Below are 12,410 nucleotides of genomic sequence, written 5' to 3' on the forward strand. Positions count from 1 at the left end.
CCGGGCTATGAGTTGGACTGGGGTTTTGGCGAATGCCAGTCTCTCAAAACCTCTCCGGGTGAACACCCGCAACAACCTATTGAACCTTCACAGCTAGCGGTGTTGTCCGGTGCCGACTTCGACTTCTACAGCACAGGCCCGGCGCTCATCTGCACAGCAAAGCAATAGCTGATATCTACCCCTGAGGCATCTACCGGCAGGTCTGCTTTCTTCAACACAAACTCGAACGCGGGCTCGAACGACCCGTTTCGATGCACCTCACCGCCCAGGATTTCCACCTCGTACCAGCCGTTCTCGACTTCGACCATCGGCCGTCGCGCTTCCCGATAGCGTGCAAGTAGTTGATCGAGCGCGTAGGGCGTGAAGTTTTGCAGGATGCGCCAGGTATAAAGCTGTACGCAGCCATGCTCGACTTGCAGCGCATAGCCGCCGCGCCGATGCTGCAGGCGGCTGCCCGGAGCAAGCAGCTCCGGAGTGGCATCGTCGAGAGTGAAGATGATGGTGTAGGGATGGTTCTCGACGCCTTTGAGTGGAATCAGGATGCCATCGAGCACGGCTCTATCGCCGCTGTCGTTGGTCACGAGTTCGTTGGCCAGGTCGTCGGCGAGTCGGTGGTCGTCCTTGAAGCGTTTCAGCAGCAGCAGGTCGCCGAGGAGGAAGTAGTCCATCAGATCGTTCAGGACTTCAGAAAACTCGTAGCGCATCGGGGCGTCCGTGGGAATGGGCTAAGCAGCGAACAGCATAGCCGCGGGATCGTCATCTTCTCGGGCACTTCGGGAGTGGCTCTACCGATTCATGTTTCTCACTGAGGCGGCGGCCACTTCCGCTACGCAGCGGGGGATCGTTTCAGGGAAGGGTGAACGCACGGGCCGATCGATCACGTGGCAGCCCTGTTGACAACTGCGCGCTGCACCACTCATTCGGGCTCACTCTGGCTGGCAAAGCTCAGCCTCAGCGGATTCCAGAATGCGAACCGCGCTCCGTTGCGATCAATCTCCAGCGCGGTCGCGCCTCCGAACGCGCCCATCGCAAGGGTGATGGCGTCGGCATCCTGCAGGTCCGGCAGATCGATCTGGAACGCATCGGCGATCACGTCCTCGTAGTTGCGCTGCGTGGTCTCGCGCAGGACATCCACCTCCACGGGGGCCTGGACGTGATGCAGGTGCACATCATTGTCGGCCGCAAAGGTTCGGATGCGCCAGGCACCGTCGGTGGTGACCCACCACTGAACCGTGTCGAAGTGCTCGGGATCGGCGGCCTCTTCAGTGTTGTTGGTGTAGGAACTCTGGATCGCGAGCTTGTAGACGTGCAGCGTGTTCATCGGGGACGGTGCAGGAAAAGTTTGTGCATCGTGCCACGTCGCTGCGTCCCGTCTTGTCTGACAGCAGTGGGCGGGCGGGCACGGCCCTGGCCTGGTGCATTCCTGGGTGTCGCCATATAATGCATCGAACTATTCACAAAAAATGCAAATGGCCTCAGCGCCCCGCCGATCCAGCGTCGATCTCTCCCAAGAGATCGAGCGCGCATTGCACCTGGGCGCAAGGACTTCCATGGCGCTCCAGGACACCCTGGGCGTGAGTCAGCCGACGCTGTCACGAACTATTCGCCAACTGGCAACGACGGTGACGATGTTCAGGGTGTCGGGCGACCGCACCCCTAGGTACGCGCTGCTGCGCTCGCTGCCGCTGGGCCTCAACCCCCGGCAGAAGATCTACCGCCACCTGCGCACAGGCCACATCGCACCCTTCGCCGATGTCGAATTCCTGGTCGGCGGCGCCACGCTGGAGCGCATCGACGGGATCGCGCGCATGTACGACGGGCTGCCGCCGTACCTGCTCTTCGCGGCGCCATCCGGTTTCATGGGCCGCCAGCTGGCCCACGAGGCGGCCAAGATCCACGGGTTTCCGACCAGCCTCAGGGACTGGGGCGACGATCACCGCGTCGCCTACCTCTTCACACAGGGCCTGAACCTGCCCGGCAACCTGGTGTTCGGCGACATGCCGTTGCAGCGGGAGATGGAGTTCCTGGGCCTCAACCGGACGCCTGACGACGAGAGGCTGGCCCACTACGTTGGCATGGCCACGGCGCTGCGGAGCACTGCGTACGGCTCCAGCGCCGGCGGCGAGCAGCCAAAGTTCCTGTGGTTGACCGAAGGCATGGGGCACGTCATCGTGAAGTTCGCGAAGGTCGGCAGCCGCATGGCCGAGTTGCTCCCGCTCGAGCACCTGGCGCTGAAGGCCTTGGGCGAAGTCGGCGTGCCCGCGAGCAAGACCCGGTTGCTCGCTGCCGGCGACTTCGTCTTCCTGGAGGTCCAACGCTTCGATCGCGTCGGGCTCACCGGGCGGATCGGCATGCTCTCGGCCGGCGCCGTGGACGATGAGTTTTTCGGCGCGCGCGATTCATGGCCCGAGTTCGCCGCGCGGTGCGAGCACGCCCGGTATCTCTCCGCCGAGGATGCTCGCCGCGTGGACGTCATGGCCGCCTTCAGCGAGCTCATCGGCAATAGCGACCGGCACTTCGAGAACATCTCCGTGCTCGTCAGGGAGGACGGCGAGTACGCCGGCATCGCGCCCGCCTACGACATCCTGCCCATGCGCTACGCGTCGATCGGCGGCGGCGTGGACCCGGACCTGACGCCCATCCAGCCCAACGTGGGCACGATCGGCGCCAAGCCCGAGGTGTGGAGCCAGGCAGCCAAGGCCGCGGAGCAGTTCTGGAAGGCGGCGATGACCGAAGCGCTGGAGGCGCCGCTGTCCCGCGAGATGCGCGAACTGGCGCAGACCAATCTGCTGAAGGCTCGGGCGTTCGTGGCGCCGCTGCTTCCCGGCTGAGCGCGCGTCATGAGGCGGGTCGCCCGTGAGCAATTTCGCTCGCTGGCGTTCAGTCGCTGTCGCTGCTGCTGGACGACGAGGAGTCCGAATCGCTGGATGACGACGAGTCGCTGTCCCCGCCATCGTCCGAGCTGTGGTCGGTCTCGGGCAGCAACGCGTCGCCCACGGCCACCGCCGCGGCGCCAAGGAAGGCGGGCACGAAACTGCCACCGCTCGCGCTGCTGCCCGACGACGGAATGGTGTCGGAGAACGACGCGCGGCGCACCGTCGGCTCGCTGTCGGTGGTGGCAAACCGCGGCCGGCCGGCGGGGCGGGGCGGGCGTTTGCGCTTCGGCAGCGCCCGCACCACGACCACCACCACGGCGACGATGGCGCCCACCACCACCAGGCCGGTGCCGGCGATGAACAGCGTGACGAAGGTTTCGGGTCGCATGCGCGGAGCATAGCCCCGTCGCCTGGCTCACCTGGCGACCCAGGGTGCATGGATACTCGGACCGCCCACATCGCCGAGAATGCGCGTTGCCCCGTCCACCCCCATGCCGTCTCCCGTAACCCGCCCATGACCTCCGACGTCCAGCCCGGCCTGCTGGTCCTGCACGGTAACCGCGCCGAACTGCTGCGCGACGCCCTGTTCGAGTGGATCCAGCGCCAGCCGCTGGCGCCGCTCGAGGAAGAGGTGTTCCTCGTGCAGAGCAACGGGGTGGCGGAATGGCTCAAGATGGCGCTCGCCCAGCGCCTGGGGGTGTGTGCGGCCACGCGGGTGGAACTGCCGGCGCGCTTCATGTGGCGCACGTTCCGCCAGGCCCTGGGCCGCGACGCGGTGCCGCCCGTCTCCCCATTCGACAAGACGGCACTCACGTGGCGCCTGATGGCCCAGGTGCCGGCGCTGCTCGGGCGCGAGGGGTTCGAGCCGCTCGCCCGTTTCCTCCACGGTGACGACGTGGTGCGCCGGCTGCAGCTGTGCCAGCGGCTCGCCGACTTGTTCGACCAGTACCAGGTCTACCGCAGCGACTGGCTCGACGCCTGGGCGAACGGCCGCGACGTGCTGCCCAACGGGCAGGCACTGGCGCTGCCCGTGCCGGCCGACCAGGCGTGGCAGCCCGCGCTGTGGCGCGAGCTGCTGGGCACGCTGACCGCCGGTGAACTGGCGGGCATCCGGCCCCAGTTGCACCGCCGGTTCGTCGCGGCCATGGCGGGTGACACCCCCACCGCGGCACCGCTTGCGCGCCGGGTGGTGCTGTTCGGCATGTCGCACGTGCCCACGCAGACCATGGAGGTACTCGCGGCGCTGTCGCAGCGTGCCCAGGTGCTGCTGGCGGTGCCCAACCCGTGCCGCTTCCACTGGGCCGACATCCTCCAGAACCGCGCCGCGTTGCGCGTGCCGCAGCGCCGGCACCCGCTGAAGCTCGGGCGCGACCTGGCCGAAGTGCCGCTGGAAGACATGCACCTGCACGGCCACCCGCTGCTGGCCGCGTGGGGGCGTCAGGGAGGGGATTTCATCCGCCAGCTCGACGCGTTCGACGACGAAGCGGCACGCCGCCGGTTCGCCATCCCCCGCATCGACCTGTTCGACGAAACCGATGGCGACACGCTGCTGTCCCAGGTGCAGGCCCGCGTGCGCGACCTGGTGCCGCTCGCCGAACACCCGCCGTTGGCGGCGTTGCCGGCCGACCGCTCCATCGTCTTCCACGTGGCCCACGGCGGCCAGCGCGAGGTGGAGGTGTTGCACGACCAGCTGCTGGCACTGCTCGCCGCGCCGGGCGACACGCCGCTGCACCCGCGCGACATCGTCGTGATGGTGCCCGACGTGGAGACCCTCGCACCGGCCATCCGCGCGGTGTTCGGCCAGTACAGCCGGGGGGACGCGCGTTTCATCCCGTTCGACATCGCCGACGTGAACGACCGCGGCACCAACCCGCTGGTGGTGGCGGTGGACTGGCTGATGCGCCTGCCTCAGGAACGCTGCCGCCTGAACGACGTGCGCGACCTGCTGGACGTGCCGGCCATCGCGAACCGTTTCCGGCTGACCGACACCGACCTGCCGCAGCTCACCGCGTGGATGTCGGGCGCGGGTGTGCGGTGGGGGCTTCACGAGGCGCAGCGCGCCGACCTGGGCCTCGAAGCCTGCGGCGAGCAGAACACCTGGCTCTTCGGCCTGCGGCGCATGTTGCTCGGGTACGCGAGCGGCCTCGTGGCCGCGGGCACGCCGTTCGACGGCATCGAACCCTACCCGGAAGTGGGCGGCCTGGAAGCGGCGCTGGCGGGCTCGCTGGCCGCGCTGGTGGACGCGCTGACGGGCTGGTGGCAATCGGCCGTGATGCCGGTGACCCCCACCGAATGGGCCGAACGCCTGCGTGCGCTGATGACCGGGCTGATCGATGCGGACGACGAACGCGACCGGGTCACCGTGGCCGCGCTCGACGACGCGCTGCGCCGCTGGCTGGAAGCGTGCGACACCGCGGGCTTCCACGAACGCGTGCCGCTGGCCGCGGTGCGCGAGGCGTGGCTGTCGGGGCTCGACGAGCCGGGCCTCGGCCGCCGTTTCCTGGGCGGCGGGGTCACGTTCTGCACGCTGATGCCCATGCGGTCCATCCCTTTCGAGGTGGTGTGCCTGCTGGGCATGAACGACGGCGACTACCCCCGCGCCAGCCCGCGCAGCGACTTCGACCTCATGGGCCTGCCGGGCCAGACGCGGCCCGGCGACCGGTCGCGCCGCGACGACGACCGCCAGCTGATGCTCGAGGCCGTGCTGTCCGCACGCCGCGTGCTCTACATCAGCTGGACGGGCCGCAACGTGCGCGACAACAGCGAGCTGCCGCCGTCGGTGCTGGTGTCCCAGTTCCGCGACTACCTGGCCGCGGGCTGGACCGGCGACGTGCTGGGCGCCCGCACCACGGAACACCCGCTGCAGCCGTTCAGCCGCCGCTACTTCGAGGGGGGCGACCTCTTCACCCACGCCCGCGAATGGCGGGCCGCCCACGACGCCCAGGCCGGTGGCACCGCGGCGTTCGTGCCGGTGGCGTTCGAACGCGGCGCGGCGCTCACGCTCGACACCCTCGTGGCGTTCCTGCGCCACCCGGTGCGCGAGTTTTTCCGGCGCAGGCTGGGGGTGGTGTTTTCCGACCGCGATGCCGCGGCGGATGACGAAGAGGCCTTTGCCATCGGGGGCCTCGAGGAATACCAGCTGGTGCGTGAACTGATCGCCGACGCGGGTGACGCCGATCCCGGCGAGGCCCTGACGCGCCGGGTGGATGCGTTGCGGCGCGCCGGCCGCCTGCCCATCGGCGCATTGGGCGTGCGCCGCCAGGCCCAGCTGGTGGACGACGTGGCCCCCATGCTGGTGCGCTGGCGCGACGTGATGGCCGACCACCCGCTGCCCGCGCCGAAGGTGCCGCTGCGCCATGAACACCAGGGGGTGGTGCTGGAAGACTGGCTCGATGGCCTGCGCACCAACGGCACGCACACGGTCTGGAGCGAGCTGCTGCCCAACCGCGTGTTGCAGGGCAAGTCGTTCCGCGCGCCCGCGCCGCGGCCCGACCAGCTGATGCGGGCGTGGGTCCGGTCGCTGGCGGCCGGCGCCTGTGGTGCGCCGGTGGGCGGGGTGATCGTGGCGCGCGATGCGTCCGTGGTGGTGCAGCCGGTGGGGCAGGCCGAGGCGCAGGCCTTGCTGGGTGAGTTGATCGACGTGTGGCGTGCCGGCATGGCCGAGCCGCTGCCGGTGGCGGCCCGCACGGCGCTGGCGTTCGTGGCCGACGCCTCCCAGGCCGCCGCGGTGTACGACGGCGGGTTTGCGCCCGGCGAAGCCGCCGACACCTGCCTCGCCCGCACCTACCCCGATTTCGAAACCCTCGTGGCCGATGGCCGCTTCGAACGGCTCGCCGAACAGCTGTACGGCCCCATGGCCCGGTGGATCGGCCACTCGGTGGCGGTGACCCGCCACGACACGGCAGGAGACGGTGATGAGTGAGCCGCTCGCCGCGCTGTCCCTCCCGCTGTGGGGCAGCCGCCTGATCGAGGCCAGTGCCGGCACCGGCAAGACCTGGACCATCGCGGCGTTGTACCTGCGGCTGGTGCTGGGCCATGGCGCCGACGGCGCGGCGTTCCAGCGGCCGCTGGCGCCGTCCGAGGTGCTCGTGCTGACGTTCACCCGCGCCGCCACCCGAGAACTGTCGGACCGCATCCGGTCGCGCCTGCTGGAGGCGGCCCGCTGCTTCCGCGGCGACGCGCCGCCGGGCGACCCGCTGCTGGCCGACCTGCTCGCCGAATACCCCGAGGGGCCGGCGCGTGCCGCCGCGGCCTGGCGGCTGGGTGCCGCGGCCGAGGGCATGGACGATGCCGCCGTGTTCACCATCGACGCGTGGTGCCAGCGCATGTTGCGCGAACACGCGTTCGACAGCGGCAGCCTCTTCGACGAGGAACTGGTGCCCGACGACAGCACGCTGCGCGACGAGGCGGTGCGCGACTACTGGCGCCAGCACCTGTACCCGCTGTCGGCCGCCCAGCTGGAGGTGGTGCTGTCGGTGTGGAAGGACGTGGACGCCCTGGGCGCCGACGTGCGCAACCTGCTGCGCCACCCGCAGGGCGCCCCGGCCGCCGAACCGCTCGGGGCCCTGGTGGATCGCCTGTCGGCGGCCTTCGTGGCCCAGAAGGGCGACTGGCCCGCGCGCGTGGCGGTCATGCGCCACTGGCTGCAGGCCCAGTGCGACCTCAAGCACGTGGACGGCAAGCGGCTGCGGCCCAGCTGGTTCAATCCGTGGCTCGACGCGCTGGCCCAGTGGGCCGGCACGCCGGACGCGCTGCGCGCGGCAGTCAAGAAGGGCGCCGAACGCCTCACGCCGGACGGCCTGCGCGAGGTCTGGAAGGGGGCGGAGCCCCTTGACCTGCCCGCCGAGTTCGAGGCCTTCGGCGAACTGATGGCGCTGCCCGGCTGGTCTCCCGCCATCCGGCTGCACGCGGCGGCGCACGTGGGGCAACGGCTGCAGTGGCTCAAGCGCCAGTCCGGCCGGTTCGGGTTCGACGACATGCTGGACCGCCTGGACGTGGCGCTGGCCGGACCCAACGGCGAGCGCCTGCGAGAGCGCATCGCCACGCAGTACCCGGTGGCGCTGATCGACGAGTTCCAGGACACGTCACCGGTGCAGTACCGCCTGTTCGACCGCCTGTACCGCACGGCGGCCAACGACCCGGCCACCGCGCTGCTGCTGATCGGCGACCCCAAGCAGTCCATCTACGGGTTCCGTGGCGCCGACATCCACAGCTACCTGCTGGCGCGCCGTGCCACCGAGGGGCGGCACTACGTGCTCGACACCAACCACCGTTCCACCGGCGGGCTGGTGGCCGCGGTGAACCACCTGTTCGAGCTGGCGGAAGGGCGCGACGGCCCGGGGGCGTTCCTGCTGCGCGCGCGCGGCGATCACCCGCTGCCGTTCCTGCCCGTCAAGGCCCGCGGGCGCGAAGAACACCTGCGCACGTCGGATGGGCCGGTGCCGGCGGTCACGCTGTGCCTCGACGGTGAACTGCTCGACGGCAAGACCAGCCAGCGCCGGTTCGCGGCGGCCAGCGCCGAACGCATCGTCACGTGGCTCAACGACCCGGAGGCCGGTTTCGAAGGTGGCAGCGAGGGGTTCGTGCGCCTGCGCCCGGCCGACATCGCGGTGCTCGTGCGCACCGGCCAGGAGGCCGAGGCGGTGCGCCGCGAACTGCGCCGCCGCGGGGTGTCGTCGGTGTTCCTGTCCGACCGCCACTCGGTGTTCGCGAGCCCCGAGGCCGCCGACCTGCTGCGCTGGCTGCGCGCCGTGGCCGAACCGCTCGACGCCCACCTGGTGCGCGCCGCACTCGCCACCGTCACCATGGCCCGGTCGCTCGATGAACTGGCCACGCTGGCCGACGACGACACCGTGTTCGACCAGCGCACCGAAGACCTGCGCGAACTGCACCGCACGTGGCTGGGGCAGGGCGTGCTGACCATGCTGCGCCAGACGCTGCACGTGCTGTCGCTGCCGTCGCGCTGGCTCGCGATGCCCGACGGCGAACGGCGCCTCACCAACTACCTGCACCTCGCCGAGCTGCTGCAGGCGGCCAGCACCCACCTCGACAACGAACACGCGCTGGTGCGCTGGCTCGCCGAACGCATCGCGGACGGGGCCGACGGGGCCGACGAACAGATCGTGCGCCTCGAAAGCGATGCGGACCTGGTCAAGGTCATCACCGTGCACAAGTCCAAGGGCCTCGAGTATCCGGTGGTGCTGCTGCCGTTTGCCACCGCGGTGCGGTCGGCGCGGCCGCGCGGCCCGGCCGCGGTGAGCGTGATGGGCGCGAACGGCGAGCGCGAGCTGCACCTGGAGCCGTCCGGCGAGGTGGTCGCCCTCGCCGAACGCGAGCGGCTGCAGGAAGACCTGCGGCTGCTCTACGTGGCGCTCACCCGCGCGCGCCATGCGCTGTGGGTGGGGGTGGCGGCGCTGCAGCAGGACAAGGTGTGCGTGGCCCACCGCAGCGCGTTCGGTTACCTCGCCGCCGGCGGCAGCCCCGTCACCGAAGATGGCCTCGTGGCCGCGGTGGATGCGCTGGCGTCGGGCCATGGCGAGGTGCTGGCCGAGCCGGTGAACGCCGCGCCGGCCCGCACCCCGCTGCGCCGCCACGACCAGGACGTGCCCCTCGTGACCCCGGTGCCCTATGCCGCGCGCTTCGAGCGCCGCTGGTCGGTGGGCAGCTTCTCGTCGATGGTGCGGCACATTGCGCACGCGCCCATGCCGCCGCTGGCCGGCGTGGTGCGCGAGGACGAGGTGCTCGCGTCCGCCGACCGCAACACCGCGGTGCCCGCCGCCGCCACGCAGCCCTGGCACACGTTCCCGCGGGGCGCGTTGCCGGGCAACTTCCTGCACGACCAGCTCGAGTGGCTGGCCGAGGAACAGTTCGGCCTGGCCGCGTCCGAGCGGCTGCAGGACCGCCTGCGCAAGCGCTGCGACCGGCAGGGCTGGGGCCACCGCGCCGACGACGTGGTGGCGTGGCTCGGCGACGTGGTGTCGCGTCCGCTGCCGCCGGTGGGCGCCGCGCTCGACGCGCTGGCCGGACGCCTGCCCGAAATGGAATTCTGGTTCCCGAGCGACGCCTTGGCCACCGGCGAGGTGGACCGCCTCTGCCGCGAGCACCTGCTGGGTGGCATCGCCCGGCCCGCGCTGCCCGAGCGCGAGTTGCGCGGCATGCTGATGGGTTTCGCCGACCTCGTGTTTTTCCACGGCGGGAAGTACTGGGTGCTCGACTACAAGTCCAACGCCCTCGGCACCCGCGACGCCGACTACACCCGCGGCGCGCTGGAGGCCTCGATGGCCGAACACCGGTATGACGTGCAGGCCGCGCTGTACCTGCTGGCGCTGCACCGGCTGCTGAAGATCCGCCTCGGCGCGGCCTACGATCCGGCCGAACACCTCGGTGGCGCCGTCTACCTGTTCCTGCGGGGAATCCACGGGCCGGCGTCGGGTTGCTGCCACGTGCCGGCGCACCCGGAATTCCTCGACGCGCTCGACGATGCGTTCGGCAGCCTGGCGGAGGGCGTGCGATGACCCCGGGCATCCAGATGGACGCGTTCGACGACCTGCTGCCGCCGGAGAAGCGCCCGCCGCTGTCGGGCGCCGAGGCGCTGGCCGCGCTGAAGGCGTGGGCGGACGCCGGATCCGTGCGCCACCTCGACCACATGTTCGCCCGCTTCATGGCCGAACGGGCGCCCCACGACCCCGCGCCGGTGCTGATGGCCGCCGCGATGCTCGTGCACATGGAAGGGCGCGGGCACACGTGCCTCGTGGTCGACGAACTGGTGTCGCGCGCGCACGAGTTGCTGGGCTGGACCGACCTGGCGCTGGAAGCCTGGGACACCGTGGCGGCGCGCCTGCCGCGGCAGACGGCCCACTGGTTGGCTGCACTGCGCAGCAGCCCGGTGGTGGGCCACGAGGCCGCCGGCAGCGAACCGCTCGTGCTGTCGGGCGAGCGGCTGTACTTGCGGCGCTACTGGCTCGACGAGCAGCGGGTGGGCCGCCAGGTGGCCCGCCGCGTGGCCGCGCACGACACGGTGGACGAAGCCGTGGCCCGCCGCTGGCTCGACGCGTTGTTCCCGCCCGCGCCGGCCTTCGACTGGCAGAAGTTTGCCTGCGCGGTGGCGCTGCGTGCGCGGCTGTCGGTGATCACCGGAGGCCCCGGCACCGGCAAGACCTACACCGCGGCCCGCCTGCTCGCGCTGCTGTGGGCCGTGGACCCGGCCCCGGCGCGGTTGCGCATCGCGCTGGCCGCACCCACCGGCAAGGCCGCGGCGAGGCTCAAGCAGTCCATCTCCACCGCCCTGGCCGACCTGCAGGCGAAGGTGGGTGACACCTTGCCGCTCACCGACTGGGTCTCCCACCTGGAAAGCGCCCGCACGCTGCATTCGCTGCTGGGCGCCCGGCCCGACACGCGCCGGCTGCAGCACGACGCCGCACACCCGCTCGACGTGGACGTGCTGCTCGTGGACGAGGCGTCGATGGTGCACCTGGAGATGATGGCGTCGCTGCTCGACGCGTTGCCGCCGAACGCCCGCATCGTGCTGCTGGGCGACAAGGACCAGCTCGCGTCCGTCGAGGCCGGGGCGGTGCTGGGCGACCTGTGCCGCGGCGCCGAAGAGGGCCGCTACGACACCGAGACACGGCGCTATGCCGAGGCCGTGTCGGGCCAGCGCCTGCCCGATGCGTACGCGGGCGGTGGTCCCGCGCTGGCGCAGCAGACCGTGATGCTGCGCGAAAGCCGGCGCTTCGAAGGCGCCATCGGCCAGCTCGCGCTGGCGGTGAACGAAGGCGCCACGGCGCGGGCCACGGTGCTGCTGCGCGACGCGCGCCATGCCGGCGAACTGGCGTGGGTGTCCGACACCTCGGCCCACGGCGCGGTGCGGCTCGCGGTGGCGGGCTACCGCCCGTGCCTCGACCTGCTGCGCGACCGGCCTGCTGCCGACGAACAGCACGCGGCCTGGGCGCACGCCGTGCTGACGGCCTTCGACCGCTTCCGCCTGCTGTGCGCCGTGCGCGAAGGCGAGTGGGGCGTGGCCGGCCTGAACGAGGCCGTGCTCGCGGCGCTGGCACAGCAGAAGCTGCTGTCGCCGCGCGGCGAGTGGTACGAGGGCCGGCCGGTCATGGTCACCCGCAACATCGCGAGCGCGGGGGTCTTCAACGGGGACATCGGCATCGCGCTGCGGGCGCCGGGGGAGGGTGCGCCGCTGCGGGTGTACTTCCTCGAAGGGGACGCGGTGCGGTCGGTGGGCGTGAGCCGGCTGCCCGACGTGGAGACGGCCTTCGCCATGACGGTGCACAAGTCCCAGGGGTCCGAGTTCGAGCACACCGTGCTGGTGCTGCCCGAAACACCGAGCCGGGTGCTCACGCGCGAGCTGGTGTACACGGGCATCACCCGGGCGCGCAAGCGCTTCACGCTGGTGACCGGGCGCGAACGGGCATTTGCCGAGGCGCTGGCCCAGCAGACCCGCCGCTACAGCGGGCTGCTCGACGTCCTGGCGGGCTGACCAACGGTTTTCATATATCGACCGGCGCATCGGTTCGTTCCTGCGCG

7 protein-coding genes are annotated in these 12,410 nt (G+C 71.0%); 4 read left to right on the top strand and 3 right to left on the bottom strand.

Features of this window, described 5'->3' with window-relative positions:
- Positions 1-125: 125 nt before the first annotated feature.
- Together ASC87_RS23205 and ASC87_RS23210 are read right to left on the bottom strand one after the other, a co-directional pair.
- A complete protein-coding gene (locus ASC87_RS23205; RefSeq protein WP_056668206.1) occupies positions 126-704 on the bottom strand; it encodes a hypothetical protein in 579 nt (192 codons plus the stop codon).
- A 212-nt stretch (positions 705-916) separates the two neighbouring features.
- Positions 917-1,321 carry a hypothetical protein gene (locus ASC87_RS23210; RefSeq protein WP_056668209.1) on the bottom strand — a complete coding sequence of 135 codons (405 nt, stop codon included), beginning with the start codon at positions 1,319-1,321 and terminating at the stop codon, positions 917-919.
- A 229-nt stretch (positions 1,322-1,550) separates the two neighbouring features.
- Here ASC87_RS23210 and ASC87_RS23215 point away from each other — a divergent pair, with 229 nt between their 5' ends.
- Positions 1,551-2,831 carry a HipA domain-containing protein gene (locus ASC87_RS23215; RefSeq protein WP_162255199.1) on the top strand — a complete coding sequence of 427 codons (1,281 nt, stop codon included), beginning with the start codon at positions 1,551-1,553 and terminating at the stop codon, positions 2,829-2,831.
- A gap of 49 nt (positions 2,832-2,880) precedes the next feature.
- Here ASC87_RS23215 and ASC87_RS23220 read toward each other — a convergent pair whose 3' ends face one another.
- Complete coding sequence (locus ASC87_RS23220) at positions 2,881-3,264, bottom strand: hypothetical protein (protein WP_056668216.1); 384 nt, start codon at positions 3,262-3,264, stop codon at positions 2,881-2,883.
- Positions 3,265-3,390: 126 nt separating this feature from the next.
- Here ASC87_RS23220 and recC point away from each other — a divergent pair, with 126 nt between their 5' ends.
- The 3 genes from recC to recD are packed head-to-tail and all read left to right on the top strand — an operon-like array spanning position 3,391 to position 12,363.
- Complete coding sequence (gene recC, locus ASC87_RS23225) at positions 3,391-6,798, top strand: exodeoxyribonuclease V subunit gamma (RefSeq protein ID WP_056668219.1); 3,408 nt, start codon at positions 3,391-3,393, stop codon at positions 6,796-6,798.
- Positions 6,791-10,390 (top strand): exodeoxyribonuclease V subunit beta, encoded by a 3,600-nt coding sequence (recB, locus tag ASC87_RS23230; RefSeq protein WP_056668222.1) that lies wholly within the window; start codon positions 6,791-6,793, stop codon positions 10,388-10,390. The genes recC and recB overlap by 8 nt, the downstream gene beginning before the upstream one ends.
- Positions 10,387-12,363, top strand: coding sequence for an exodeoxyribonuclease V subunit alpha (recD, locus tag ASC87_RS23235; protein WP_082568882.1), 1,977 nt, complete (start codon positions 10,387-10,389; stop codon positions 12,361-12,363). The genes recB and recD overlap by 4 nt, the downstream gene beginning before the upstream one ends.
- Positions 12,364-12,410 lie beyond the last annotated feature (47 nt).

The organism is Rhizobacter sp. Root1221, from assembly GCF_001425785.1.
GTDB lineage: Bacteria > Pseudomonadota > Gammaproteobacteria > Burkholderiales > Burkholderiaceae_C > Rhizobacter.